The 25,719-nt window shown below is 66.8% G+C and carries 22 protein-coding genes and 5 pseudogenes; 13 read left to right on the top strand and 14 right to left on the bottom strand.

What is annotated here, in order from left to right; genetic code table 11:
* Window positions 1-76: 76 nt before the first annotated feature.
* The 4 genes from LJ657_RS42995 to LJ657_RS43010 all read right to left on the bottom strand — a co-directional run bounded on the left by LJ657_RS42995 (window position 77) and on the right by LJ657_RS43010 (window position 5,139).
* A complete protein-coding gene (locus LJ657_RS42995; RefSeq protein ID WP_232655151.1) occupies window positions 77-1,504 on the bottom strand; it encodes a GH1 family beta-glucosidase in 1,428 nt (475 codons plus the stop codon).
* A 315-nt stretch (window positions 1,505-1,819) separates the two neighbouring features.
* On the bottom strand, window positions 1,820-2,725 hold the full coding sequence (locus LJ657_RS43000) for a carbohydrate ABC transporter permease (protein ID WP_232655152.1): 906 nt from the start codon (window positions 2,723-2,725) through the stop codon (window positions 1,820-1,822).
* Window positions 2,722-3,669: a carbohydrate ABC transporter permease gene (locus LJ657_RS43005; protein ID WP_232655153.1), complete on the bottom strand. Its 948-nt coding sequence runs from the start codon at window positions 3,667-3,669 to the stop codon at window positions 2,722-2,724. Before LJ657_RS43005 ends, LJ657_RS43000 begins: the two co-directional genes overlap by 4 nt.
* 165 nt (window positions 3,670-3,834) lie before the next feature.
* The gene (locus LJ657_RS43010) at window positions 3,835-5,139 is read right to left on the bottom strand and encodes an ABC transporter substrate-binding protein (RefSeq protein ID WP_232655154.1); all 1,305 of its coding nucleotides are present in this window, start codon (window positions 5,137-5,139) and stop codon (window positions 3,835-3,837) included.
* A 384-nt stretch (window positions 5,140-5,523) separates the two neighbouring features.
* On the opposite strand from LJ657_RS43010, the pseudogene LJ657_RS49235 reads away from it, so the two are divergent.
* The 3 genes and pseudogenes from LJ657_RS49235 to LJ657_RS49440 form a co-directional block, all read left to right on the top strand.
* Window positions 5,524-5,826, top strand: a pseudogene (locus LJ657_RS49235) (IS5/IS1182 family transposase); the annotation flags it as partial.
* Between the two features lie 641 nt (window positions 5,827-6,467).
* Window positions 6,468-6,998: a SigE family RNA polymerase sigma factor gene (locus LJ657_RS43020; protein WP_308117136.1), complete on the top strand. Its 531-nt coding sequence runs from the start codon at window positions 6,468-6,470 to the stop codon at window positions 6,996-6,998.
* A gap of 771 nt (window positions 6,999-7,769) precedes the next feature.
* A pseudogene (locus LJ657_RS49440) lies at window positions 7,770-7,886 on the top strand (transposase); the annotation flags it as partial.
* Window positions 7,887-8,225: 339 nt separating this feature from the next.
* Here the strand turns inward: LJ657_RS49440 and LJ657_RS49445 are convergent.
* The 5 genes and pseudogenes from LJ657_RS49445 to LJ657_RS43045 form a co-directional block, all read right to left on the bottom strand.
* Window positions 8,226-8,441: pseudogene (locus tag LJ657_RS49445) on the bottom strand (IS701 family transposase); the annotation flags it as partial.
* Between the two features lie 91 nt (window positions 8,442-8,532).
* Window positions 8,533-9,360, bottom strand: coding sequence for a hypothetical protein (locus tag LJ657_RS43030; protein ID WP_232655157.1), 828 nt, complete (start codon window positions 9,358-9,360; stop codon window positions 8,533-8,535).
* Window positions 9,351-9,866 (bottom strand): RNA polymerase sigma factor, encoded by a 516-nt coding sequence (locus tag LJ657_RS43035; RefSeq protein WP_232655186.1) that lies wholly within the window; start codon window positions 9,864-9,866, stop codon window positions 9,351-9,353. Before LJ657_RS43035 ends, LJ657_RS43030 begins: the two co-directional genes overlap by 10 nt.
* 88 nt (window positions 9,867-9,954) lie before the next feature.
* Window positions 9,955-10,449 (bottom strand): YcxB family protein, encoded by a 495-nt coding sequence (locus LJ657_RS43040; RefSeq protein WP_232655158.1) that lies wholly within the window; start codon window positions 10,447-10,449, stop codon window positions 9,955-9,957.
* 363 nt (window positions 10,450-10,812) lie between these two features.
* Complete coding sequence (locus LJ657_RS43045) at window positions 10,813-11,856, bottom strand: helix-turn-helix domain-containing protein (protein ID WP_232655159.1); 1,044 nt, start codon at window positions 11,854-11,856, stop codon at window positions 10,813-10,815.
* 296 nt (window positions 11,857-12,152) lie between these two features.
* Here LJ657_RS43045 and LJ657_RS43050 point away from each other — a divergent pair, with 296 nt between their 5' ends.
* The 7 genes and pseudogenes from LJ657_RS43050 to LJ657_RS43080 form a co-directional block, all read left to right on the top strand.
* Window positions 12,153-12,407, top strand: coding sequence for a recombinase family protein (locus LJ657_RS43050; protein WP_232655160.1), 255 nt, complete (start codon window positions 12,153-12,155; stop codon window positions 12,405-12,407).
* Window positions 12,344-12,904 carry an IS3 family transposase gene (locus LJ657_RS43055; protein WP_308117140.1) on the top strand — a complete coding sequence of 187 codons (561 nt, stop codon included), beginning with the start codon at window positions 12,344-12,346 and terminating at the stop codon, window positions 12,902-12,904. The genes LJ657_RS43050 and LJ657_RS43055 overlap by 64 nt, the downstream gene beginning before the upstream one ends.
* A 151-nt stretch (window positions 12,905-13,055) precedes the next feature.
* On the top strand, window positions 13,056-14,141 hold the full coding sequence (locus LJ657_RS43060; protein ID WP_232655162.1) for a transposase: 1,086 nt from the start codon (window positions 13,056-13,058) through the stop codon (window positions 14,139-14,141).
* 291 nt (window positions 14,142-14,432) lie between these two features.
* Window positions 14,433-14,930, top strand: a complete 498-nt coding sequence (locus LJ657_RS43065) for a hypothetical protein (RefSeq protein WP_232655163.1) — start codon at window positions 14,433-14,435, stop codon at window positions 14,928-14,930.
* 156 nt (window positions 14,931-15,086) lie between these two features.
* A pseudogene (locus tag LJ657_RS49450) lies at window positions 15,087-15,364 on the top strand (helix-turn-helix domain-containing protein); the annotation flags it as partial.
* Window positions 15,358-15,963, top strand: a complete 606-nt coding sequence (locus LJ657_RS43075; protein ID WP_232655164.1) for a CHAP domain-containing protein — start codon at window positions 15,358-15,360, stop codon at window positions 15,961-15,963. The pseudogene LJ657_RS49450 and the gene LJ657_RS43075, both read left to right, overlap by 7 nt.
* 296 nt (window positions 15,964-16,259) lie before the next feature.
* Window positions 16,260-16,567 (top strand): annotated as a pseudogene (locus tag LJ657_RS43080) (alcohol dehydrogenase catalytic domain-containing protein); the annotation flags it as partial.
* A 65-nt stretch (window positions 16,568-16,632) separates the two neighbouring features.
* On the opposite strand, the gene LJ657_RS43085 reads toward LJ657_RS43080, so the two are convergent.
* From LJ657_RS43085 to LJ657_RS43095, 3 genes are all read right to left on the bottom strand, one after another.
* Window positions 16,633-17,112: a hypothetical protein gene (locus LJ657_RS43085; protein WP_232655188.1), complete on the bottom strand. Its 480-nt coding sequence runs from the start codon at window positions 17,110-17,112 to the stop codon at window positions 16,633-16,635.
* Between the two features lie 323 nt (window positions 17,113-17,435).
* A complete protein-coding gene (locus LJ657_RS43090; protein WP_232655165.1) occupies window positions 17,436-17,966 on the bottom strand; it encodes a SigE family RNA polymerase sigma factor in 531 nt (176 codons plus the stop codon).
* A gap of 95 nt (window positions 17,967-18,061) precedes the next feature.
* Complete coding sequence (locus tag LJ657_RS43095) at window positions 18,062-18,751, bottom strand: hypothetical protein (protein ID WP_232655166.1); 690 nt, start codon at window positions 18,749-18,751, stop codon at window positions 18,062-18,064.
* 597 nt (window positions 18,752-19,348) lie between these two features.
* Between LJ657_RS43095 and LJ657_RS43100 the strand changes: the two genes are divergently transcribed.
* Entirely contained in the window at window positions 19,349-19,531 is a 183-nt protein-coding gene (locus LJ657_RS43100) for a hypothetical protein (protein WP_232655167.1), read from the top strand.
* 13 nt (window positions 19,532-19,544) lie between these two features.
* On the opposite strand, the gene LJ657_RS43105 is transcribed toward LJ657_RS43100, so the two are convergent.
* The gene (locus LJ657_RS43105) at window positions 19,545-21,263 is read right to left on the bottom strand and encodes a hypothetical protein (RefSeq protein ID WP_232655168.1); all 1,719 of its coding nucleotides are present in this window, start codon (window positions 21,261-21,263) and stop codon (window positions 19,545-19,547) included.
* Window positions 21,260-21,799, bottom strand: coding sequence for a hypothetical protein (locus LJ657_RS43110; protein ID WP_232655169.1), 540 nt, complete (start codon window positions 21,797-21,799; stop codon window positions 21,260-21,262). Before LJ657_RS43110 ends, LJ657_RS43105 begins: the two co-directional genes overlap by 4 nt.
* Before the next feature lie 397 nt (window positions 21,800-22,196).
* Here LJ657_RS43110 and LJ657_RS43115 point away from each other — a divergent pair, with 397 nt between their 5' ends.
* Entirely contained in the window at window positions 22,197-23,144 is a 948-nt protein-coding gene (locus LJ657_RS43115; RefSeq protein ID WP_232655170.1) for a helix-turn-helix domain-containing protein, read from the top strand.
* A gap of 1,335 nt (window positions 23,145-24,479) precedes the next feature.
* The gene (locus tag LJ657_RS43120; protein WP_232655171.1) at window positions 24,480-24,800 is read left to right on the top strand and encodes a hypothetical protein; all 321 of its coding nucleotides are present in this window, start codon (window positions 24,480-24,482) and stop codon (window positions 24,798-24,800) included.
* The last annotated feature ends 919 nt before the right edge of the window (window positions 24,801-25,719 follow it).

Consider the following 25,719-nt stretch of genomic DNA (forward strand, 5'->3'; position numbering starts at 1 on the left):
ACGGAGACAAACCCCTATCGCCGGAAGCCGCTGCAGCAGGCCAGCAATGCACGCAATGCGCCTCTGATCCCTCCCGTTACGCCAGCCCTGGTTGATCGCAGTTCACGCCGGGCAGCCGGCCGTGTGCCGCGACGTCCGCGTACCAGCGGGCGCTGTTTTTGGGTGTGCGGCGCTGGCTGGCGAAGTCGACGTGGACCATGCCGAAGCGCTTGCTGTAGCCGTACGCCCACTCGAAGTTGTCCAGCAGGGACCACAAGAAGTAGCCGCGGACGTCCGCGCCTTCGGCCATCGCCCGGTGCACCGCCTTGAGGTGCGAGCGCAGGTACGCGATCCGTTCCGGGTCGTGGACCTCGCCCTCCGGGTCGGTGTAGTCGTCGTAGGCGGCGCCGTTCTCCGTGACGATCAGCGGCGTGTCCGGCAGCTCGTCGCGCAGGCGGGTCAGCAGTTCGTACAGGCCGCCGGCGTCCACCGGCCAGTCCATGGCGGTGCGCGGACCCGGTGCCTGCAGGAAGCGTGCGTGTGCCGGTGCGGCGGGCCAGGGCGAGGGCACGGGATGGGAGCCGGCGGCGACCACCGTGGGCGTGTAGTAGTTGATGCCGAGGGCGTCGATGGGCCGGGAGGTGATCTCCAGATCGCCGTCCCGGACGAAGGACCAGTCGGTGAGTAGCCCAGTGTCGGCCCGCAGATCCTGCGCGTAGTGCCCGCGGAACACAGGGTCCAGGAAGATCCGGTTGGCCAGCGCGTCGATCCGGCGGGCCGCGTCCCGGTCGGCGGGGCCGTCGGTCAGCGGGCGCACCGCGGCGAGGTTCAGGGTCAGCGACACCTCGGACGACGGGTGCACCAGGTCGCGCAGTACGCCGACGGCCAGGCCGTGGGCGAGATTCAGGTGGTGCGCGGCCCGCAGTGCGGCTTCCGGCTCGGTCCGGCCGGGTGCGTGGACGCCTTCGGCGTAGCCGAGGAACGCCGCGCACCATGGTTCGTTGAGCGTCGTCCAGGTCCGTACGCGGTCGCCGAGTGCCTCGGCGACGAGCGCGGTGTAGTCCGCGAACCGCTGGGCCGTGTCGCGCTCGGGCCAGCCGCCGGCGTCCTCGAGTTCCTGCGGGAGGTCCCAGTGGTAGAGGGTCAGTACGGGGCGGATGTGGTGGGCGTGGAGCTCGTCGACCAGGGCGCGGTAGAAGTCCAGGCCCTTCTGGTTGGCGGGGCCGCGGCCCGTCGGCTGGATGCGGGGCCAGGACACGGAGAAGCGGTAGTCGGTCAGGCCCAGCTCGGCCATGAGCGCGACGTCTTCACGCATGCGGTGGTAGTGGTCGGCTGCGATGTCTCCGGTGTCGCCGTTGCGGACCTTCCCCGGTGTTCTGCTGAAGGTGTCCCAGATCGACGCCGTCCGGCCGCCCTCGTTCGCGGCCCCTTCGATCTGGTAGGCGGCGGTGGCGGCACCCCAGCGGAACGTCGGGGGGAACGTCAACGGGGAGGCGGTAGCCAGGTGAGGGGCAGTCGTGGTCATCAGGGCTCCGTGGGGGTCGTCGGGGGCGTGGATTGGCGCTGCATGGCCTTGTAGCTCTCAGGGAGACGAACCGGGCATCGGCCGGCCAGGGCTCGCCCCCGGTTGTGCACCGTGCGGGGAGTGCGTTTCCGTTGTGGTTCTGCGCCCCGTCATCGAGGCAGGTTGATCGGCCCCCGCCCTACGGCTGTTCGGCCCGAGCGCCGGGGGCGGGGCGTGATGGCGCGCGTCGGGCAGAGGGCTCGAAGAGCGGGGGCCGGCTTGAGGGAGCGCTGTGCGCCCGGGGGATGTCAGTGCAGTGGGGGGTGTGGGAGTCGGCTATCCCTTCACGGCGCCGTGCATGATGCCGCCCACGATGTGCCGGCCGAGCAAGCCGAAGACGAGCAGCACGGGCAGCGTTCCGAGCAGGGTGCCGGCCATGATGACGGACTGGTCGTGGACGTATCCCCCGCCGAGCTGTCGCAGGGCGACCTGCACGGTCGGCTCTTGCGAGGACAGGGCGATGATGGGCCAGAAGAAGTCGTTCCACGAGGCCATGAAGGTGAGCATGCCGAGTACGGCCATGCCGGGCCGCGCGATCGGTACGACGATGCTCCAGAAGATGCGCCGCGTGGAGGCGCCGTCGACCCGGCCGGCCTCGATCAGCTCGTCGGGCAGCGTCTGCACGAGGTACTGCCGCATGAAGAACACGCCGAAGGCCGACACGAGTCCGGGCAGGATGACCGCCTGCAGCTGGTTCACCCAGTGCAGCTTGGCGACGACCATGAACAGCGGGATCACACCGAGCTGCGGCGGGATCATCATCGTGCCGATGGTGAGCGCCAGCAGCGCGTTACGGCCCTTGAACTGCAGCTTGGCGAAGGCGAAGCCGGCGAGCGTGGAGAACAGCACGGTCCCGACCGTCACCGCCCCCGAGACGATCAGGGAGTTGAGCAGCGCCTTGCCGATGTCGGCCTGCTCAAGCACCTGCTGGAAGTTGTGCATCAGGTTGCCGCCGGGCAGCAGCGTCGGCGGGGTCTTGGCCAGCTCCGCGTTGGAGCGCGTGGCCGCCACAATCGTCCAGTAGAAGGGGAACGCGGAGACGAGCGCGGCGACGATGAGGATCGCGTAGGCGAGACGGCCCCCGTGCTGGTGGCCTCCCGCCCGCCCCCCGCGCGGGCGGGAGGCACGATGGGAGGGACCGGCGGCCTCTTCGGTGCGCTGCGGCGCGGCGAGTGTGGTCATCGCGCGGTCTCCTTGCGGGTGCGGCGGCGGGCGAGGGCGGTGTTGACCAGCACCAGCAGCACGATGAGGACGAACATCACCCAGGCGGTCGCGGCGGCGCGGCCGAGGTGGAAGAAGCCCCAGCCCTGCTCGTACATGTACAGGCCGAGGGTCTGGTACTGGTGCGAGATGCCGCCGGAGATACTGCCCTCGAACAGCAGCGGCTCACCGAACAGCTGGGTGGCTCCGATCGTGGACACCACGACGGTGAACAGGATGGTGGGCCGTAGCCCGGGCAGGGTGACGTGCAGGAACTGCCGCCAGCGGGAGGCGCCGTCCAGCTCGGCGGCCTCGTACAGCTCGGCGGGGATGGACTGCATGCCGGCCAGGTAGATCAGCGCGTTGTAGCCGGTCCAGCGCCAGACGACGATCGTGGAGACGGCGATCTGCGAGGCCAGCGTGCCCGATTGCCAGTCCACCGGCTGGACGCCGACCAGGCCGAGCAGATAGTTGATGAGGCCGAAGTCGCGGCCGAAGAGCTGCGCGAAGACCAGGGTCGCGGCGGCCACCGACGTGGCGTACGGCAGAAGCATGGTGACGCGGAAGACGGTGCGGCCGCGCAGCTTGTAGTTGAGCAGGTGGGCAAGTCCCAGCGCCATCATCAGCTGCGGAACGGTGGACAGGACACCGATGGTGAAGGTGTTGCGCAGCGCGGTCCAGAAGTAGTCGTCGCCGAACAGCGCGCTGTAGTTGCCCAGACCCCGCCACTGCATCTGCCCCGGGGTCTGCAGCTCGACCCGGTAGAGCGAGACGTACGCGGTGTAGAGCAGCGGGAACAGCCCGAAGGCGGCGAACAGCGCGAAGAACGGGGCGATGTAGGTGTACGGCGACAGCTTGGCCAGGCGCCGCCTCAGGAGGGCCGGCGGCCGCGCGGTCCGCGGCGGGGCGGCGGCGGTCAGGGTCATGGGTCAGACCTTCGGTCGGGGGCAGATCGTGGGGTCGGGGCACGCACGTCGGATGTGGGGCGCGAAGGACCGCTTGGGGGCGGTCCTTCGCGCCCGGGAGACAGCCGGCTGACCGGGCGCGCAGGGCGGCGGGTCGGGGGCGTGCCCTGCACACCCGAGGAGGCGTCAGCCGACCGCGTTGTCGATGCCCTTCTGCGCGTGGCTCCAGGCGGTGGCGGAACTGGTGCCCTTCTGCTCGACCTCACCGAGGGCATTGGTGATCTGCTGGTCCACGTCCCTGTCGTGCACGCCGAGCACCTGCACGGGAGAGGTCTGCGCCGCCGTGCCGAACAGCTCACCGATCGGCGCGTTGCTGAAGTAGGGGTCCTTGACGCCCTGGACTCCGGCGATGGCTCCCAGGTTCGAGGGGAAGCTGCCCTGCTTCTTGAAGAGCTTCTCCTGCTGCGGTGCCGCCGTCAGCCACTTGATGAAGGCGTACGCCTGCTTCGCGTGCGGCGAGGTCTTGGGGATGGACAGGTAGGAGCCGCCCCAGTTGCCGGAGACTCCGCCCGGCAGCGGGGCGACGTCCCACGTGCCCTTGCCGGCGGTGCCGGCCTGGCCCTTGATGTAGCCCAGCATCCAGGCGGGGCAGCCGATGGTGGCGAAGGAACCGCTGCTGAAGGCCTGGTTCCAGGAGGGGGACCACTGGGTGAGCTTGGCGCTCAGCCCGTCCTTGGCGGCCTTGACCGAGGTGTCCCAGGCGCTCTTCACGGCCGCGTTCTTGTCGTAGACGAGCTTGCCGGAGGCGTCGTAGTAGCGCTCCTTCTGCTGGCCGATCATCAGCGTGTACAGGCTGCTGATGCTGTCCATCCAGTGGCTCTTGGCACCGGCCTTGGCCTTGTACTGCTCGCCCAGCTTCAGGTAGCCGTCCCAGGTGGCCCACTTCTTGGCCAGCTCGGTCCGGTTGGTGGGCAGCCCGGCCTTCTTGAACAGGTCGCTGCGGTAGCAGATCGCCTCCGGCCCGACATCGGTGCCCAGGCCCAGCGTCTGGCCGCCGGCCGTGGTGGCGGCCGCCCACTTGGCCTTGGAGTAGTCACCCTGGAGGTCCTTGGCGCCCAGCGTGTTCAGGTCCACGAACTTGTCGGACATCTGCTGGGTGACCGAGGCGGTGCGGCCCACCTCGATGCCCTGAATGTCGGCGAGACCGCCGCCGCCGGCGAGGTGGGTGTTCAGGGCCTTCCAGTAGTCGTTCTCCTGCTCGGTGCTGGTCTCCTTGATCGTGACATTCGGGTGGAGCTTCTTGTACTCCTGGTACAGGCCGGCTTCCTTGAAGCCGAAGGTGCCGAACAGGTCGATGGTGAGCGTGACCTTGCCGTTGTTGTCCGCGGACGATCCGGACGACCCGGATCCGCAGGCAGCGAGCAGGGCACCGGCAAGTGCGACCGCCCCGAGTCTGAGGGTGGCGCGTCTGGCGGCTCGGGAGATGGGCATGGAAGCCTCCCATGGCTTCGGGACGGGATGAGAGACATGTGGTGCGAGCGCAACCATTGAGAGCGCTCTCAAGCTGTCCAGGACGTTGCCGCAGAGGTCCCGCCTGCGTCAAGGGTTGAATTGGTAACGGATTGGATCCAGCCAACCCCCGAGAGGCTGCCGGGACCCCCTGACCAGTCGAGCTGCGCTTTACGACGGTTCGTGGTGGGCCGGCCTTGAGGCGCCGACCTCGATGTCTGCGCCATGCCGGGGTCCGTACCTGGCCAGCTCCCGGCCTGGCGTGAAACAGGCAGGTCCGACACTGGAAGTCGAAGGCGACTGAGCGGATCTTGTCGTCTGAGTGGAGCCACTTCGGTGCCTGTCTCGTCGGTTCAGTCTGACGGTGTCCGGCGCCGGTGCAAGGTCCGGCTGAAGGCTGCCCTGCTCAGCCGGTCGAGGGGCGGACAGACCAGCAAGGTCCACCTCGCCGCCGACCGGAAGTCCCGTCCGCTGGCGTTGCTGCTGACTGCGGGACAGGCGGCGGACAGTCCGCAGGTCATCCCCGTCCTGAAGAAGGTGCGAGTGCGCGTTCCCGTCGGCCTTCGACGTCGTGCTGCCCCGCACCCGGCCCGACGCGGTCGCCGGGGACAAGCCCACTCGTCCCGTGGTGACCGCGCCGACCTACGGAAACGTCACATCAAGGCGCTACATCGGCCCCGGCATCCTCGCCGAGTGCCTCTCCAGCAAGTCAGCCGAGCCGGGGAACAGCCCACCGCCGTCGGCCACTGAGCCATGCGAGGGATCGCCTCCGGCGGCCCTCACATGCTCAGCCGTACACCACGTCCGTGGACGTGACCAACGCTTCACTGATCTGACGGTACCTATTGATCAGGAGTGCTGGTCCCGGGAGGCTGCGGCTGCGGCCGCCGCCTGTGCTTCCCGCTGCTTCTGCCGGTGATCCGAAGCGCCGTGCGTGTGCTGGTCCCGGGAGGCTGCGGCTGCGGCCGCCGCCTGTGCCTCTCGCTGCTGCTGCTCTGTCTGACCCACGGAATGCGATGAAGGCGTCGCCGCTTGCGACTGAGACTGAGCCACAAACAGCAGGCCGCCTGTAGCGAGAGTGCCGACGGTAAAGTTCCTCACGATTTTCTCTGCCTTGCTGGGCTTACGACGCGCTGCGTGACGCATGGAGAACTCCTCATACTGTGTCGGTCGAGCATGAACAGCCGATAGACGCGCCCCGGGCGGTCTTCCGCGACACCTGACTACGGTGACATGGATCACACCTGTCGGCTGTGCCCCTGGCAGCCCCGCCATACGTCTCCTCACGGAGGTCGCGACTTGCTGCATAGGTGTCAGCAAATAGCAAAGGAGCAATCTTGGACGGCAAAGAAAAGGAGTTCGATGCGTTCTATATCGCAGCTTTCCCGCGGATCGTTCGACAGGTATACGCGATGACTGGCGATTTACCGGAGGCGCAGGACGTCGTCCAGGAAGCATTTATCAGGGCCTGGAGTCGGCGCGAAATATTGCCGCTCGATTCATGTTTGGAAGCGTGGATCCGTACAACGGCTTGGCGCCTAGCGGTTTCACGCTTTCGTCGTATACGTCGCGGACTATATTTGGCGCAGCGTAGCAGCGAGTTGCGAAACCAGGAGGGACCTTCACCTGATCATATTCTACTTGTCGAAGCACTCAGAACCCTCCCCGCCAAGCACCGTAGAGTGGTTGTTCTTCACCACCTGTGCGACCTCAGTGTTGACCAGATAAGCGCTGAAACCGGTTGGCCTGCCGGTAGCATCAGAGCTTGGCTGGTCCGCGGACGCAATTCGCTCGCCAAGTGTCTATCGACCCTTCCGGGGAAGGAGGATGATCGTGTCTAGCGAGGAAGGCATCAGCAATTGGATCAATGAGCAGGCGGATCAACTCGCCGAAGTTCGAGTAACTCCAAGCATGCTTGGACATGAGGTGCGGCAGCAGGCTGTACGACGACGCAGGCGGAGGGCGGTTCTAGTAACTACGACAGCGATTGTCGCAGTATCGGCGACTTTGGTCCTCGGCAGGCCGCTTGCACCTCAATCGCGAGACACACAACCTCCCACTTCAGCCGATGTGCGTACAGCACAAGCAGCTCGCGCGCGACTACAGTTTTATTACTCGAAACTGCCGCATCTCCTTACATCAGCGAACCCATCAGTTTCAACGGTGGACCTGATGAGAACCTATTTGACCATCGAGGCCCAAGCGCATGCAGCCGCACAAAAAGGGACCGGGGGTTCCGAATTTGGTGCAGTGTGCGGGAAGGTAGACAAGGAGACCACGTTCGGCGTAGGTGGAATGCGCCGAATTGGAAGGTCCACGTTGCGTTTTCATGTCACAACCAACGCGGGACCGCAACCAGTTGATGTCGATGTTGACGCTCGCAGTCTAAAAATCACAAACTGGGTTTGTTCGCCTGTCGGTGGGTGATGGCGTCCTGTCGAATGCACCACGCGGGACGCCATCCACCCCGGAGAAGACGTGGGGCTACGGCGCCTTACGCGTCCGCGACGGTCAAGCGGTCACGATGACCGCCACCTCCCGCAACAGCGCCTTCTACCGGCAGTTCCTCCAATTGGTCGTGGAAGCCAACCGCCGGGGACATCTACGTGGTCATGGACAACCTGTCCTCGCACAACAGCCTGTCCACGCGCACCTGGCTCGAGGACCACCCAAGCATCAAGCACGTCTTCATCCCGGTCGGCGCCTGCTGGCTCAACCTCCAAGAAGGCTGGTGGCGCATCTTCCGCACCGCCCTGGCCGGTCGCTCCTTCGGCGACCGCGACGACGTCATCCACGCAACCGGCGTCGCCACCGATCAGCAGCCGCGGCCTGCCCTGCGCGGTCAGCAACCTCGCCGCCCACGACCTGCTCGCCGCATTCGTCGACGACAAGGCCATGTGGACGAAACCCCAGCCAGCGCGGCGGTCACCGTAGTCACGACAGAGTGCCCATCCTCGCGACACCATGCACACCAGGCCCCACTGGACAAGGTCCAGTGGGGCCCGCAAGTTGGTGCCCAGCCGCATCGGCAGTGTCGCCGTCATCGTCAAAACGAACGTCGGGCACCGCTCGGACAGGAAGAACTGCAGCCGCTGCACTCCTGGCATCCCGCGCCGGTCACCGGCTGCGCCCGGCCGGGCAGATGATCGTCTCGTTCCGCTCCCGCGGCGCCGGCAGGTCAGATACTCACGTCGCTGTGCCAGGCTGAAGGACAGGTCGTCGAACCGGGCCGCGTACTCCTCCAACAGCCCCGGCGCGGGCGGATACGGACGGCGAGCAGTCATCTCCAGCCCCCAGCAGGGCAATTGACTCCTGCCACCGGCCCACGACCAACCCAACCTGCCGTCAACCCACACCACTGCCAGATGTAACGAACTACCGGTAAGAAGTGTGGATGGAACAGTAACCGGGGTTGAACAGCACCACAGTGCCGGCCCGGGCATCGAGGTAGTACCAGACGCCGGTGTCGCTGCGGCTGCTGCGCTGATCGTCGACTCGCCAGCGGTCCAGGCCGGTCTCCCGCAGGCTGCTCTGCGCCGCGGCGTGCACGGAGGCGTAGGACGCGCAGGGGGCATACGGTTTGCCGCGGGACGCCGCGCCTAGGCGGGCGTCGATTCGGTGCTGCAACTGGCTGACCTGGAGGAGGGTTGCCCCCGCGTAGATCGGGCCGTCCGGAGGTCGTACCAGGCCCAGGACCCCGCAGGCCTGTGCGTCGGTCAGGTCGGCGGGGCGCGGGTAGACGGTGATCAAGCCGCTGCTGGCCTCTGCGACGCAGGCCACCAGATGCGCAGGGGCGCTCCGGGGCGACATGCCGCCCGTGGATTGCTGCCCGACGGACTTGGGCCATTGGGCACGGCAGGCTTCTTCCGGCGTGGCCGCGTCGCCGAGGTCGGTGACGAACCCGGGTGAATGGAAGAACGAGAAGTCGGTGGCGCACAGGATCGAGGTGACCGGCGCGGGGGGAGCGGGTTTACGGGCGACGACGGCAAGCGCGGCCGTGCCGCCGACGACTGCGAGAGTCGAGGCCAGGATGGCGACCCGCCAGGTCGGCCGCCTGCGTTTGCCCCCCGGCCGGTCGAGCGCGTGCTGGGCACTGTCGAGGATGTGCTCCAGGCCGGTTTGCTTCCTTCCCGCATCGGAAATGACGCTGCGGGCGGGGTCGGCGTCCTGCATCAGGGTCCGCACCTGCTCAGTCATGCGCATCGGGCATCTCCCTTCACTACGGCGTTGGCCAGATCAGACGTGTGTTCCGCGTCCTGCTGAGACAGGGCCTGGTGAAGTCGCCTGCGTGCGCGGTGCAAACGCACCGCGCACGCCGCGGCCGTACAGCCGAGCACCTTCGCGGCGTCGCGCACGGACAGCCCCTCCCATCCGATCAACGCGAGAAGTTCCCGGTCCGCCTCGCTCAGTCCCTGCCAGGCCCGGTGCACCCGGTGACGGGCAGTCACCTGCTCGGCGACATCCCGGGACACAAGAACCGCATCCGCCATTGGGCCGGGCAGCTCCTCGCTCCTGTTCTGCTCGCGCAGATGGTTCGCCACGACCTTCCGGGCCACCCCGTACAGCCACGGAAGCGGCTGCTGCGCCGGCACCTCTCCCATCCGCCGCCAGGCCACCATGAACACCTCGGCCGTGACATCGGCTGCCGCGTCGGCGCCTGTTCGCCGCCAGGCGTAGCGCAGCACCCGGTCATAATGCTCGGCATACATCACCCGGAACTGATCCGGATCCGGTGTAGCCACAAGCTCTCCTTCCCTGGGCCCCCACACCCTCTCTATGTCGGCGAGGGGCGGATCCTTACAGGCGTGAGCGAGTCGATGCGACGGCCGCCACCAGAAATCCCTTCCTCTCGGCGAACGCCAGGAACTCAGCCCTCTGCTGATCGGTGAACGCCTCCTTGGGCAGGATGAGGGCCTGATGTGTGGACAGCTTCAGCAACCAGGCGTCGCGATGGTCGACAACACGTTGGACAGCTGCCCACCGCCAGTTGCTGCTCCGGTCGGGAAGTGACAACCGGAGGCTGTCCTCCGTCAGTTCGGCGGTCATGCGGCTTCGCCGGATGTACCGCACTCCCAGCCTTGCTCTCCATTCGAGAGTCAGCCCGAGGATCACGGGTGTCGAGATCATCAAGGCGATCGAGACGACGCCGTGCAGCCCACCCGTCACGGAGACGATGAGCACGTCTCCGACAACCGACACACAGGTGAGTTTCAAGAACAAGGGCCGCACCAGGTAGCGCGAGATCCGCAGCGTACGCCGCGGATCCGGCTCAATGACGAGTGTGATGTCCAAGCGGTCCTCCCGCGGAAGCCCGAGAATGTCCGAAGAGCTGACGAACCGGCCCCAGTGTTCGGCGGCCTCAGTCAGGCCGGGCTCCGTCCGCGTCCGCCTGGAGCAGGGCCCACGGAGCGGCTGCCGGGCTTCCCCTGACGAGGGAGCAATCCGGGCTCGTCCCAGTGGCCGGCTGACTCTTAGGAGATTCGGTTTTCAGCGTGCTCAATCGATCCCCACCAGGGTCGGCAGGGCGGAGGCCGACGAACGGTGCAGCGACTCTCGCTGACACCGCTCCGACTCTGTCACGGCAGGGATCGGCTGCCTTTGTCGCTTACTGACAGATGTTTGAACGTGTGCGCCTGGCCGCTCAAGATGCGGTGATCACGCGTGGTCGGCGCACTGGCAGGTGTGGCCGGCAGCCGCCCCTCCCCAGGCCGGGTTGACACCATCGGGCTGGCCGGCGACGTGGTGCAGTGCACGCCAGGCACCAGGTGTGATGCCGTAAGCCGCCTTGAACGCCCTGGACAGGTGGGCGCCATCGGCGAAGCACCACCGTCGGGCGATCGCGCCGATGGGCTGACCGGCCAGGCTGGGCGTGGTCAGATCGCGGCGGCAGCGCTCCAGGCGGCGTTGCCGCATCCAGCCCGCCACGGTGAGCCCGTGCTGCTCGAACAGCCGGTGCAGGGTCCGGGCACCGATGTGGTGGGCGGCGGCGATCGTGGCCGGGGACAGGTCGGCATCGCCGAGCCGCTGGTCGACGAATGACTGGATCCGGACCATCAGCAGGCGCCGCTCGGCGTCGCGGGTCGGCTCCCCCGGAGCGTCCGAGACGTGGGCCACGAGCAGACCGACCAGGTCCGTGAGGACCCCGGACAGTTGTACCGCCTCCGCAGGGGAATAGTGCTCCGTGTCATCTGCCATCCGGGTGACCGTCGCCCTGAGCAGCGAGGGGATGCCGACTTCTCCGGAGATCCGTACCGCGGTCACACGTGCGGCCCTGTCCGGTGGGACGGGAACGAGGCTTCGCGGCAAGTCCACCATCAGCAACCGAGCGGGACCGGCCTCGACGCCGCGCCAGCCTCCCAGCGGCCGAGAGGTGTCATACAAGGCCATGTCCCCAGAACCCAGGGTGGCTTCGCGTCCGCCCTGGCACACTCCGGTGTGTCCGCGCAGGCCGAGGAGCAGACGATAGCCCTCCGGATCGGACTGCCGAATCAGACGGGGACCTCGTCGCACCTCCATGGAGATCGGGCCCAGAGCGGTGAAATCCGTGACGGCGATGGCGCCGAAGGAGGTCATCCGCACTCTCGCGGCGAAGTCGGCGATGTCGCTGCGCACGTCGATGGGCTCGGGCACGTGACGGGTGGCCTCCTGAAAGTAGGCGAAACGTTCCTCGGGCGGAAGATGCTCGGTGGTCAGCAACACGTGCAGTACTCCTGGAGAGACAACGCCGGGCGAACACCGTGGCCTTCGCCGCACCGTTGACAGCGTCACGGGCTCACGGCACTTCAGGTAGTCGCATCCACAAGAGGAAACCGGGAGAAGCAGCGGCGATCCACGGACGCCGCCTCAGTCACCCCGATCTCTTCGGTGGAGGCGTCACCTCATTATTGCTGAGAGCGCTCCCAAAGAGACGAACAGGCACAGCGACAGACGTTCCGTCGAGCATCGGGCTGGGGCACCGGACGCCCGACCTCCCCGCCGTCGCTTCTTCGCGCTCCGTGCTGCACCCGTTGACCCTGGGCGCGGACCTGCGCGAGCGCGGGATCGGACTGCACGTCATCGAGCAGGGCATCGACACGTCCACCATGGAGGGGACGGCGATGTTCGGGATGCTCTCTGTACTCGCCGAGCTCCTGATGCTGACGGAAATCCCCCGTCGAGCGCGACCACCTGATCCGCCGCCTCGACCATCTTCCGCACCTACGGTGTCCCGCGCATCCACGCCGAACTGCGGCGTCTGGGGCGGCGGGTGAACCGCAAGCGCATCGCCCGAGTGATGCGCGAGCGCGACATCCGAGGCGTCACCCGGCGCAAGCGCCACTCGTTGACCCGGCCCGACAAGAAGGCGAAGCCGGCTCCTGATCTGATCGGCCGCGACTTCCACGCCGAGCGGCCCGGGATCAAGCTGGTCGGCGACATCACCTGCCTGCCCACCGCCGAGGGCTGGCTCTACCTCGCCTGCTGGCTGGACCTGGCCACCCGCGAGGTCGTCGGTTATGCCATGGCCGATCATCACCGCGCCGAACTGGTCGTGGACGCCCTCGACATGGCCGACGGCCGAGGGAACCTGGAGCCCGGCTGTGTGATCCACAGTGACCGCGGCAGCGAATACACTTCGACCCAATTCCGCGACCGAATAAGGCAGTTGGGACTGCGGAGCAGCTGCGGACGCACCGGATCCTGCTTCGACAACGCCGCCGCGGAGAGTTTCTGGGCCCTGCTCAAGGAAGAGATCGGCAACCGCATCTGACCCGACCGGGCCAGAGCCCGCGCCGAGGTCTTCACCTTCATCGAGACCTTCTGCAACCGCCGCCGCCTGCGCAAGCACAAGACCTTCGGCTACCTCACCCCGGCCGAGACCAGGCAGCGGCATCAACACGCCCTCGCGGGATAACCAACGAGTGTCCAAGATCACGGGGAATCTTCACTCCTTCCGCTTCCCCAAGGGAGCCGACGCCCGCCAGCGGTGGGCACTGACCGTGGGACGGGACGGATTTACGCTGCTTCAGGCCCTCTACGCGCCTGACACACCAGCCTGGCTGTGTCACGTCGAGGAGGTGCAGGTCCTGCGGACCGCGTGGGTGCAGCAGTACCACCGCGACGAGAAGGGGGGTGCGCTGGCGGGAGGCAAGGACCTCCCGCCGGGCAGGCTGAGGCTGTCCAGCCCCTACGACATCGATACCCGCTACAGCGTCAAGCGCGGCGCGGGCTGGGACGGCTACAAGGTTCACTTCACCGAGACGTGCGAGCCAAACGCCCTGCATCTGATCACGAACGTGGTCACCACCGACGCCACCGTTCCCGACGTGGAGATCACGGCGCCCGTCCACGACGCGCTGGCCGCACGCCGCCTGCTGCCCGCTGTACATCTGGTCGACTCCGGCTATACCTCCGCCGCGCTGCTGGTGGCCGCCGCCGGGCAGAACATCGAGCTGATGGGGCCGGTCCGCGGCGATACCGCGGCCCAGGGCCGGGCCGGGGGCGGCCTGGGGCAGGACGCCTGCACCGTCGACTGGCCGGCCCTCACCGCCACCTGTCCCCGCGGGCAGCGCAGTATCAGCTGGTCCGCTCAGCGCAAGCCCACCGGCACCGAGATCATCCGGGTCCACTTCGCCAAGACCGACTGCGACGCCTGCCCGGTGCGCGCGGCGTGCACCAGTGCCAAGAGCAAGTGGGGCCGCAGCCTGCCCTTGCTCACCCAGCCCCAGCAGCAAGCTCTCGACCAACGCAGACGCGAGCAGAAGACCGACGAGTGGCAGGCCGCCTACGGCACCCGCGCCGGAGTCGAGGGCACCATCTCCCAGGCCGTCCGGGTGACACGGACACGCACCACCCCCTACCGCGGGCTGCGCAAGACCCACCTCGGTCACGCCCTGATCGCCGCCGGACTCAACCTCTACCGCCTCGACGCCTGGTGGACCGGCACCCCCATCCGCACCACCCACATCAGCCGATTCGCCCACCTCGGCCTCGAACTGATCGCCTGAGCAACCGGATCCGCCAACAAAGTCCTGATCGTGCGTGCTGGAAGCCTAGAGAACTCCCATCATCGCAGGTCACAAGGCACTTCCTCGTTTCCCGGAGAAGTATCCACAGGCGGCAAGCCGGTGAATCCGGGCTCAGTCACGTCGCGCACCTTCAAGCACTTGGCACTGACGTACAAGAGATTAACCCACCACCACATTACGGTTGGAATCGGCTGGCCACCGGGTTAGACGTGTATGCGGAGAGTGTCAGGCGCCACGCCTCGCACCATCCCCTACTGACAGGAGAACGAAATGCGCTCATGGAACGTTTGGCTGACCGCACTGGGAACGGCGGCGCTACTGTCGACTACGGGGGTCGCTTCAGCGGCGGAGCATTCAACCGCGACGGGGAATTCGGTTGCAGCCGCCAAGGTGAAAGGCCCGGGCGAAATCAACACAGTCAGTACGATGGCGAACAGTGTCCAACCGAAGACACCGCCCCCCAACAAGACGTGCGGCTTTTTCAAGATCACCGGTCGTGGCGTGTGGAATTTTACCTCGAGGGGCGGCCAGAAGATTTGGATCGACGTCATCAACTCCAGCTTGGCGCCGGTGAACATCTCCGCGCAGCAGGTTTCTGGTGAAGTCGGAACCAACCTTTACAACGGTGTGTTGGGAATCAACGAGTCAACTACGTTTACAGCCACACTGTTTGGACAAGAACCAGTAACTTACAGTGACTTGAGGTTCGCCGTCGATGGCCCAAGCATCGGAACCATCGGCGTAAAAGTGCGGTCCTACATCTGCTGAGTGAGTGCGTTGTGACAAAGGGAGCCCCTGTTCGATGAGCAGGGGCTTCTTCGTGTGCGGGGAATGATCGCGGAGGGGTAGGGGCAGGCAGCGGACGGCTTCCGAGGTTTTCGTTTCGGGGTGACGTGGTCGTCGTGGGTGGTGTATGCCGGTCTCATGCGGTATCTCGATGGGGGCGGCCTGACCGGGTGCGGCGGGCCCAGTGGGAGCGCGTGCGGTTCCAGGCCGCCGAGATGTTCGCGGCGGGGCTCAAGCCGCCGTAGGTCGCGAGGGCGTTACGGGTGTCGCGGAAGTCGGCCTATGCTTGGCGCGCCAGCTGGCGGGAGGGCGGGGTGGACGCGTTGCGGTCCAAGGGGCCCTCGGGGGTGGCGTCGAGGATGCGACCGTCCTGGCGGGCCTGGCTTGCGGGGGCGTTGGGGGAGGGGCCATGCAGGGCGACGGGAATCTGGTGGTCTACAGCAGCGCCAATAAAGCCCTCTGGGCGTCAAACACCAACGCTCACGCCGGCGCTTATCTGACCCTTCAGAGTGACGGGAACACCGTCGTCTACAGCAACACCAACAAACCCTTGTGGGCCGCGGGCACCAACATCGTTGTCGGCGGCAGCAACGACTACCCGTACGCCAACAGCAGCATCGATGTCAGCGACGGAGCGGGCTTCCTGACCAGAGAGTGCACTTCGTTCGTCGCCTGGCGGATACGCCACAACCTCAAGATCGCAGACTTCAGCAATGGCTGGCGCGGCGGCTGGTTCGGCCACGCCGGAACCTGGGTGGCAAACGCGCGCAACCTCGGCCTGGTCGTCAACAGCACGCCCGCGGTGAACAGCGTCGCCGTCCTGCCGACGGGAGTCGATGGTGCAGGCTCCATGGGCCATGTTGGCTTCGTGCTGGGCGTGGGCAACGGCACGGTCGACGTAGAGGACTACAACTACGCCGACAGCTATGCTCGACGGCCGCGTCCTGCGCTCCCGCAGCATCGATTCGTGGCCTTGATCGAAAAATGGGTAGTTTCCGCCTGCCACCTGCGGTGATAGAGATCAACGAGCTCGGCGGCCGGAAAGCGGACGGGGTCCAGCAGGTTTGTGATCAGCCGCCACTGCTCGGTGCGGACGGTGCCATCGGCCGAGGTGGCGGTGAGGGTCGCCTCGATCACGCGCACCGACAGCAGTACCCCGGCCTGCCCGGGGCGGGCGACGGGCCCGGCAAGCGCCTCGAACGGACGCCGCAGAGGTGCAGCCCCCACCCTGCGCATAGCCGCGTCACCGAAGAGACCGCAGGACGCACCAGGGCCAGCGGGGTCAGGGCGGCGGTCAGCTTGGACTACACCGTGCGGTACGAGCGGTGTTCGAACAGCGCGAGAGCGAGGACGAAGTACACCCCCACCAGCGTCCTGAACGTCGGCGAGTTGCCCGACCCCCAGCCCGGCGACGGGTGAGGTCCGCTTCCGCGTGACCGTCTCCGGTGTCAACCGCGGCGACACCAAGAAACGGCGTGGCTGGCTCGGCTCATCGATGCCCCTACCCTCGCGTCACGTCATTCCGCACAGTGACGCCGCCGGCGTGGTCGACGCTGTCGGAAGCGGAGTCGACGCCCGCCGCGTGGGGCAGCGGGTATGGATATACGGGGCGGGCGGGCAGACCCCCGGCCGTCGTCCCGCACGCTGGCTGAAAATGCCTCCGAGGAGAGTGGGAACAAGGAGTTCAGTCCCACTGGGTGTTGTGGTTCAGGAGGCGGTTGTGGGCGTCGTATTCATCCACCGCGGCGATGGTCTGTCCGGAGGCGATGGGGATTGCGTAGGCACGGTAGGCGGTGCCGGGGACGGCGGTCACCTTCGCGGTCGCGTGCCGGCCGTCGCGGAAGGTCATCGTGGCATGGGCGACGGCGGCGTCGGGATGGACCAGGAACAGCCGACTGCCGGTGGTGCCCTTGTCGGTGTTGCCCTCCAGTGAGGCGCCGGTGGGGTGGTCGGTGTCGCGGGCGCCGTCGACCATGGTGCAGCCTGCCCAGGGGTCGGTTGTATGTCCCTCCGGCGCGCCGTCGATGACGACGTTCGTGCACAGCAGGCTGTGCCCCTTGAGTGCCGGGCTGTGCAGCAAGCCGGGCGGAGAGGGCGGGGTGAAGCCCTTGGGGAACGTGGCGTAGTACGTCAGCGTCACCGACCACGGCTTGCCTCCCAGCACACCCCGCCCCACCACAACACTCCGCGGCACCGTCGATGGAGAGGGCCGGGGGGAGGAAGCGGTGGTTGTCTGCTGCTGCGGGCGAATACTCTCCGCCTCAGTGCCGCGTAGGAAAAGAGTCACGGTCAGGCAGACGGCGAGGACTGCACCTGCGGACGCCACGGCGGCGCGGCGGCGGGCGCGGCGAGACCGGCCGGCCTTGAGGATCTGCTGCACGGGGACGGCGGACGGCTGCCGATGGTAGGCCATGCGTGTCAGAGCGCGGCGCAGGGCCTGCTCATGCTGGGGGGTGCTGTCGCTGTCTGCTGCGGGGGACGGCCGGGTCACGGGGCATCTCCGAGGCTGGTGAGGGACTGGATGGCCAGTGCTGGGTGGGTTCTGAGCTTGGCCAGCGCACGCGAGGCCTGACTCTTGACCGTCCCCTCGGAGCAGCCCAGTGCATAAGCGACTTCTTCGATGCTCAGATCTTCCCAGTAGCGCAGTACGACGACGGTGCGCTGCCGCGGGGGCAACTCGGCCAGAGCCCTGAGCAGCACATCCCGCTTTTCGCTGCCCGAGGCCTCATCGGGTTCCGTGGCGTCCGGCAGGAAGGGCATCAGCAGGTGCACGACGCGGTGCTTGCGATGGCGGCTGCGATTGTTGTTGATCAGGGCGCGTCGCACGTACGCGTCCGTCTCGTCCCTGCGCAGCCGCCGCCACTGCGTATACACCTTGATCAGCGTCGTCTGCACAAGGTCCTCGGCTTCGTGGAAGTCGCCGGTGAGCATGTAGGCGGTGCGCACCAGTTGCGACCAGCGCGTGGTGGCGAACTGGACGAATTCGGTGTCGTCGTCGCCGTTCCTGCCGAGGTACACGAAGTGCCTGTCCCTGCCGTCTGAGATCGTCGAAATGTCCTGCATCCCGTGGTCGGGGGCCGGTGGTCGGCCCCGGCCCCCGACCGGACACGGGGTCAGCGCCACTGGGTGTTGTGGTTCAGGAGGCGGTTGTGGGCGTCGTATTCATCCACCGCGGCGATGGTCTGTCCGGAGGCGATGGGGATTGCGTAGGCACGGTAGGCGGTGCCGGGGACGGCGGTCACCTTCGCGGTCGCGTGCCGGCCGTCGCGGAAGGTCATCGTGGCATGGGCGACGGCGGCGTCGGGATGGACCAGGAACAGCCGACTGCCGGTGGTGCCCTTGTCGGTGTTGCCCTCCAGTGAGGCGCCGGTGGGGTGGTCGGTGTCGCGGGCGCCGTCGACCATGGTGCAGCCTGCCCAGGGGTCGGTTGTATGTCCCTCCGGCGCGCCGTCGATGACGACGTTCGTGCACAGCAGGCTGTGCCCCTTGAGTGCCGGGCTGTGCAGCAAGCCGGGCGGAGAGGGCGGGGTGAAGCCCTTGGGGAACGTGGCGTAGTACGTCAGCGTCACCGACCACGGCTTGCCTCCCAGCACACCCCGCCCCACCACAACACTCGGCAGCGCTGGAGCTCCAGGCGGTGTGGGGTGGCCAACGGACTGCCGCGCAGCCGAGGCGGCGCGGTGGCTGACAGCGGGGGTGCTGGAGCGATGAGAGGTGTCGGAGGCGGCTGCAGCGGCAGCGGTGATGCCTACCGCCGCGACACCCGCAGCGACCGCGGTCGCGAGCTTCTTGACCCTTGTCACGGACACAGTTCTCCTTCTGCAGACGGGTAGATGAGGGAGTGGCGCCTCTCCGCCTTGGAATACTCCGTTCGCTTCCGGGAGGTTGCATGACCCGGACCGCCATGCATGGGTCAGGTGCTGGGAGCGTGGGCCGACGCGCCAGAAGGCGAGAGCCTGACACCCCCGATCGAGTTCGACGAGAGTCTTCGAACGGCAGGGCCGACAGGCAGAACGTTCCTTCTGCGGGAGGGCACCAAGGCGGCGAGCCCGCGACGTCCCGCGGCGAAGGGTAGGCAGCGTTACCACCGCTACAGCGTGATCGCGGACAGAGCAGCCAGGCGGGTAAGCGGCCACGTGAGGCGGTGGTCGGGCAGCGCGTCGTGTCGCGTTGCCGTCGATGCGGCCGGTGCCTGCGGCATACCAGAAGGACGCCGCAGGCGGGTGGATCAGCGGAAGTGGATGAACGACAGCCCGGCGGTGGCGATGGTGTGCCGGCTGTATGAGTAGTACTGGTAGCCGTCGGATGGCCTCGACCAGGAGGTCTACGCCCTGCTCACCGCCTACCAGGCTCTGATCCGCGCCGGCGACGACGCCCTGACCGGACGGCCGGAAGTACCCATGGAACGGATCAGTTTCACCGTCCTACTGGCCGCCGCAACCGACACCGTCACCGTCGGCCACGGAATCCTCCCCAGCACCCTCATCGACCTGGTCGGCACGATCGGCCACGCCACCCTGGGCGACCTCCTGCCCGCCCGCCGACGGCAACGAGTGAAGGCCCGCAACCGCGAGAACCTCTGAATGTTCCTCCTTCTCAGTCGTGAGGATTGATCGGATAGTCGATGTCGCGTTCGGCTGCCAGAGACAGGTATCTGGTGTTGAGGTCGCAACTGTTGCGTGGCGTTGTGAGGGGAAGGATGCAAGCCCTGTCTCCGGAGACGAAGGACTGAATCGACTTCAGGCGCTCCGTGGACGTGGCGTGTGCGGCTGCAAGGCCGATTGCCGTGCTGAGGAGATCGGTTTGGTTCACCGATTTTTGGGAGCGGTACGCCGCCCCTAGCTTCAACTGGCCTGCGAGGGTCTCGGCGGTGTGTCCCATGGCCGGGTCGCTGTCGGCCTTCGCCACTTCTGAGAAGGCCATCACGGAGGCGACATCAACGGGAGCCCGGGGTGCAAGCTGTGCGATCCTCGATCTCAGTGCCCGCTTGAGGGGGTGTTGATTGAGTAGGGCGAATCGGGCGGCCCAGTAAATGGGAAGGGGATTCGTTGGGGTGGCTTTAAGAGCTTGCTCTTCCAAGGCGGCGTGTATGCGGTAGGCGAGAGACTTCGGGAAAGGCACTCCCAGGAGTCGGGCCAGTGCTGCAACGTAAAAGGCGTTTGAAGAGTTCTTCACCAGCGTCGCGGATGCGGTGCCCTTGAGGTGGGTCACCCATTGCTGCGTAAGCGCCGCAAGCGCCGCTTCTCTCGCACTGTCTCCCCAGCTTCTGGTCAGAGCGAGGCCGTAGTAGGAGTCCTGCGGGTCAGGCATGGGACGTGGAACGCTGGGCCATCCGGTGGGGAGCACGTATGCGGTGATGAAGCGTTGCAAGGATGATGCCGCCCGGTATCCCAGTTCCATGGCTTTCGCGGTGGTGTGAGGATCGGGACCGTACCGGGCTCTCAGTGCCAGCATTCCCGTTGAGTCCTGCAGAGAGGAGAACCAGCTCGCCGGAATATTCGGGACGGTCGTCCCGTTTTGCAGTGCAAGGCTGCGGACATCCGCGAGCGTTCCGATCTTGAATCCGTCCGCCGGGCCTGACGTACCGTGTTTCCATACGGCATCGACGAGATCATGAAGCGCTTTGGCGTGCTTTTGTCGATCCGCTCGTGGCAGGATCAGCGTGGCGGACTGCCATACAGGGATGGATGAGTTGATGTCCTCGTTCCACCCGTTGTCAGTGGAACGAGCATAGCGATTGGATATGCCGTCGCGCACCTCGTCGGGAATTCTCGCGGAAATCTGGGAAATTATGTGGACTGCGGTGTAGGTGTCGGACCAGTTGGGCGTCGTCGTCGGGGACCCCCGGTAGAGCGACCCACTGCGCAGTTTCTCCGTGTTCGCTGCGATGCGGCTGGTGGGGACAGTCGCTCCGAGACTGCGCAGCCCCTGGACGGCGAGGGCGAGGTTGTCGAGTTGAGTCAGGGCTGGGTCGCCTGTCCCTGGGGACGTGGCGATCTGTGTGAGCCACCCCACGCAGCGCTTGCGGTCGAGTCCTCGTGGAAGTTCGCCGTTGTCCAGGGCGAGCCTGAGCGTCCAGGCAGTGGCGTAGAGCGAGGCGGGCGCAGAAGAAACCGGACCGCGGCCGTATCCGCCGGACTGTGGGCCTGTCTGGACCCACGCGGCGTCCACGGCGCGCTCAGCCGCAGTGGACAGTTCGGGCTCCTGGGGCACGGGCGACGATGTGCTGCACCCGCTCAGTACGGTGAGGAGGACGCTCAGGGCGCCGAGCAGGGTGGCTGCTCGGCGCCCTCGCGCCGCCAGTTGGCTGGTCACAGTCCTTCGCTGTAGACCGCGTCGGCCTCGTAGGAGCCGGAGCCGACGGTGAACGTGCCCTTGGCCCACTCCCCGGCATACGTGAGGAGCCCGCCGGCGCTCAGGTTGACCTGGCCGTAGCCATGGTCGTTCGACCAGCCGCCAGAGGTGGTGGTGGTCTTCTGAGCCGTCGCGCTCGCAAAACTGGCACTGCAGGTGAAACCGATGGGGTATCCGCCGCCGCAGTTGGCGCCCACACCGTCGACCTCGAAGACATCCGTGAGGCTGATGGACCGCGGCACGGTGCCCGTACCCAGGTTGGGGCCGGCCATGGCCCAGCTGCTGATGTCGTTCCACTGGGCAGTGTGAAGGTTGGGTTGCGAGAAGGTGCTGTTGAAGGCTGCCAGGTACCAGTCGCTGGCGCCGGGAAGCGACGGGTGGCGATCCTGAGCGTTCCAGTCGGAGGCCGAGGCGGTCTGAGCGACCGCGACGGTCAGCAGCGCCGCGGCAGCAGCGGCTGCCAGCCATCGAACGTTGTTCATTCTTGTCGCACGCATGTGAATCTCCCTGTGCTTGTAGTGGTTCCCAGCGGGATGCCGAGTGGGTGGCGACCTGCGAAGAGCGGTCGACACGGGGTCGGCCCCTTCGCCCTGGGGCGGAGGGGCCGGTGCCTGAGGAAGATTCGCCGACGAGGACGTCAAGGCGCCACAGACCGCACAGTGCTTCGAACAACGCGGCACACCGTCGGCACATGGAACACTGTCCGCGCAGGTCGGACGCGTGTCCGCGAATGTTCCTCGGGACGCTCGGGCCTCTTTCCGCACACCGGTGGCGGGAAGCCGTCTGCCCGCTCGCACCCTGCCGCGGGCGCACGGCAGCCATGCCGAGGCAACGCGGACCGGCTTCAGCGCGTATTACCGGTTGATTGCGGTAACACCAACCGAGGAGAACTGCGTGACCGACCACGAAGCTGCCGCGCATTCGGTGCGGGTGGGGACGGATCTGCGCGCCCACCGGCTGGCGTGCGGGATGTCGCTGCGGCGCCTGGCCCAGGAACTCCACCTCGGAGCAAGCACCTTGTCGGACTACGAACGGGGTCGGCGGCTGCCTCCGGTGAATGTGCTCACTGCCTGCGAAAGAATCCTGGGAGTTCCTGCCGGGGAGCTGATACAGATGCGCCACAGAGTGGCGCCGTCCGCAACCGTGGCTGCGGACGACGAACCTTCATCTGTAGACAGCGCACCGGCGGCCGATGACACGTCCCGGCCCGGGCAGCCATCGCCGGACGCCGTCGGCATCCCCGCGTCCGGTCCACCCCCGGTCTTCGCCTCACGACGCCGACGGGCCTGGTGGACGCACACCCTGATCGCCGCAGCCGCCGGGGCGGCGCTTGCACTGGCTGCCCAAGAACTCTCCCCGCTGCTCCACCGCGGCAGTCCCCTGCATGGCGCCGCATCCTTGAGGGCAAGGCCGTCCAGCACACCGGCGCATGCCGTGCCCGAAGACGACCGGGACCCGCGGGACAGCGGATGCGACGCCGACGCCGTCACCCTCAGCGCCATCGACGTCGATGTTCCCAACCGCCCCTATCACCTCGTCGTCGGGCAAGCCGTAGCCCGCTACTCGCCTGCGTGTCGAGCGGTGTGGGCGCGCTTCGACCCGACTCCGGCCCTCAACCAGGTCGGCAAGCAGGCTCACATCACACTGAGTGCGACCCGGCCTGCCGACGGGCGCCACCTTCGTTTCGACGCCGCCTACGTCAACACCTTCATGTGGGGGAACATGCTGCTTACCTCCACTGGGTGCGTCGCGGTATCGGTCACCGTGACGGCACACTCGCTGGCAACTCCCGCCACGGCGAGCACCCCTTGCCTGACCGGGGCGGCGACGTCGTCTCCGTGAGCTCCCGTGTTGCCGGAGGAAGAAAAGGCTGTTGAGCAGCGGCAACAGCGGGCATGTCGCCGGTGACGTGACAGACGATCAATAAAATCGTCCACGGCCGTGCCTGCCCCTCAGGAGCCTCCGATCAGGGTCGGCGTCTCTCACCGCGCTTTGTGACGACTTCATTGCCTGTCAGACTGTGCCCCCGGTAGGGGAAGGCCCGCTGCCGTCTTGCGAGTGGCTCCGAATGAGTCTTCTGGCCCCGGGGGAACGAGTCCTTTGGCCCCGGGTGGCGATCTCTGAGGCCGGTTGCGAACGAGTCGATTGGCCCCGCTTGGGTGCAAGCCGTGTGCGGCCTCGCGGTGATGGCTGTCAGGCCAGAACAGCGACTGCTCGCGGCGATTGAGGCAGGGACCGCCCGCCACATCGGGATCGTTAGAAGCGATCCGGGCGGCAACCTGACAGAGCCGACTCAAGGGTTCCGTCGACCAACTCCCGTGCGACCAGGCGGCCCATGGCCGCGGCGAGCGTGACCGCCGAGTGCATCACTGCCAAGTAGAGGCCGGGGACCTGAGAATCACACCTGGACGGCCTGGGGGGAATACATAAGTTACGTGGGCACGCTCATGGATGGACCTGTCGGTGGGGGCGGTACCGGGCCCCGGTGTCCCGTTGAGTGTGTTCGTGACGGTGTTGCCGGAGAAGTGGCCGGTCCTGGATCGGCATGCGCAGTCGGCCGAGTGGCTGCAGATCCGCTCGGATCTGGGCCGGGCGCCCCGAACGATCGATGCGCACGCCCGCGGGCTCGGAGAGTTCCTGTTGGCGTGTGAGCGGGACGGGATCGATCCGGAGACCGCGAACCGCAGCCATGTCGCCCCCGTCGTACGGGAGTTGAGGACCCGGCCGAGTCGCGGCGGGGCGAAGGCGCTGGCTATGGACTCGGGGGCCGGCCTGGCCAATGCCACGCTGAACAACGGCTGGTGCCGGTGCGTGCGGACGATATCGATCCGGCTCACCGTACGCTGCGGGTTCGGGTGGAGACCACCAAGACCCGCCAGGAGCGGATGGTGCCGTATAACGGGCGCCACCATCTCGGCCTGCCTCCTGATGTTTTACGCACCGGCCGGATCACAGGTTCACTCCGGAGGCTGAAGCAAGCGTCCCCCACGGCCGAATCCGTGCGGACATTGCCTCGGTGTTCGCGGAACGTTCGACCTGCACTCGCCTGACCTGCGTCGACGTTGTCCGGCGTGCCGAAGGTGTGCGGCGCTGTGCGCAGTGGTGTCCGACTTGTAGCACGCTGGCGCCGTCCTCGGCAACTCTCGGTACACCCTTGATCGAAAGGAACTCGAGAACATGACATTCATCAGACGGACTATGGCCGCGGGTGCGCTCTGCCTTATCGCGCTCACCTCTGTGGCCGCCGGCAGCGCGCCGGCCACGGCGCTGACCGCATCGAGCGTGAGGCCCTGTTCGCCGGACGGGATATGCGACGCCCGGCTGTTTGGCACCACCAGCTTCACCGTCAACGACGGCACCTATGTTCACCGCTTCACGTGGCTCGGGGGTCATGGCGACGACGACATGGTCTGGCAGGAAGACGTCTCCTTCTGGGGCATACCGACCAACAGTTACACGTTCTCCTGCGGGAGTTCCGGTTGCCCAGCGAATGAGTAGGCACACCTCGGGATCAGCCACGTAGGGCTCCGCGGCGGATTTGCAGTTCAGCCGAGGGCAGTGGGCGTCCGTCCAACCGGGCGCCCGCTCCCAGCAGTTCAACATCAACGCCAGTGCTCGGCCGGGGACGTCGACGACGATCGTGTACTTCGAGGAGAGCAGCCCTGGGTCCACGACCCACTGGTCACCACCTCCGGTACGGGCGCGACGAGTTCCTACGCGGTGCGGTGGAGTTCCAGGACCCGCTCGCGGTGACCGCAGTGACCGCCGCACCCGGCCACGTCTGCGCGAGCGTGCCGGTCACCTTCACCACCCAGGTGGACAACCCCGGGGCATACCCCCCTGGACATTACGTACGACTTCGACTTCGGCTACGGCAGCACCGCCACGTCGACCAATGGCCGGGCCACACACACCTACACCAGGGCACTGGAAGCAGCGACGACACTGTCACCGTGTTCGTCGACCGGCCCGACGGCACGCGGTTCAGCGCCGCGAGCACCTCGTTCCCCGTCAGCGGTGCCGGCGCTGACCACATCGGTCGGCTGCTCGACCCACCCGGTCGCGGAGGAACGGAACAGGGTACCGGTGTAGCTGTCAGAACTTTTGACAGGCGTTACGGCACCTCCGCTCCCGAAGCCCCTGCGAAGCGCGAGTGCCAACGGAGAAGTGCACCGGGGGCCGGCGGGGCTCATGAGCACCAGCGTCGCGATCAAAGTTAGCGATGACCGTTGCTGGGAAAGGCTCCCTACCTTGGTGGCGGTGATCGGTCCCGGTCATTCGTAGGATCAGGAGGCCAGAGGTCCGGGTGTGGCTCAAAAGGCTAATACCTGATCGCCGGACGTCGGCGCTGGCTACGTGACTGCGAAGGTTACTTGTGCGTTGACAGCCCCCATTCATTGAATTCAAGTCTCAATCG

The sequence above is a fragment of the Streptomyces guryensis genome, from assembly GCF_021261325.1.
Lineage (GTDB): Bacteria > Actinomycetota > Actinomycetes > Streptomycetales > Streptomycetaceae > Streptomyces > Streptomyces guryensis.

What these genes read in the sequence shown, in the direction of transcription:
- LJ657_RS42995 (WP_232655151.1), bottom strand. Translation starts at nt 1,504, where the DNA reads ATGACCACGACTGCCCCTCACCTGGCTACCGCCTCCCCGTTGACGTTC.
- LJ657_RS43000 (WP_232655152.1), bottom strand. Translation starts at nt 2,725, where the DNA reads ATGACCACACTCGCCGCGCCGCAGCGCACCGAAGAGGCCGCCGGTCCC.
- LJ657_RS43005 (WP_232655153.1), bottom strand. Translation starts at nt 3,669, where the DNA reads ATGACCCTGACCGCCGCCGCCCCGCCGCGGACCGCGCGGCCGCCGGCC.
- LJ657_RS43010 (WP_232655154.1), bottom strand. Translation starts at nt 5,139, where the DNA reads ATGCCCATCTCCCGAGCCGCCAGACGCGCCACCCTCAGACTCGGGGCG.
- LJ657_RS43030 (WP_232655157.1), bottom strand. Translation starts at nt 9,360, where the DNA reads ATGCGCATGACTGAGCAGGTGCGGACCCTGATGCAGGACGCCGACCCC.
- LJ657_RS43035 (WP_232655186.1), bottom strand. Translation starts at nt 9,866, where the DNA reads ATGTATGCCGAGCATTATGACCGGGTGCTGCGCTACGCCTGGCGGCGA.
- LJ657_RS43065 (WP_232655163.1), top strand. Translation starts at nt 14,433, where the DNA reads ATGCGCTCATGGAACGTTTGGCTGACCGCACTGGGAACGGCGGCGCTA.
- LJ657_RS43075 (WP_232655164.1), top strand. Translation starts at nt 15,358, where the DNA reads ATGCAGGGCGACGGGAATCTGGTGGTCTACAGCAGCGCCAATAAAGCC.
- LJ657_RS43100 (WP_232655167.1), top strand. Translation starts at nt 19,349, where the DNA reads ATGGAACGGATCAGTTTCACCGTCCTACTGGCCGCCGCAACCGACACC.
- LJ657_RS43110 (WP_232655169.1), bottom strand. Translation starts at nt 21,799, where the DNA reads ATGCGTGCGACAAGAATGAACAACGTTCGATGGCTGGCAGCCGCTGCT.
- LJ657_RS43120 (WP_232655171.1), top strand. Translation starts at nt 24,480, where the DNA reads ATGACATTCATCAGACGGACTATGGCCGCGGGTGCGCTCTGCCTTATC.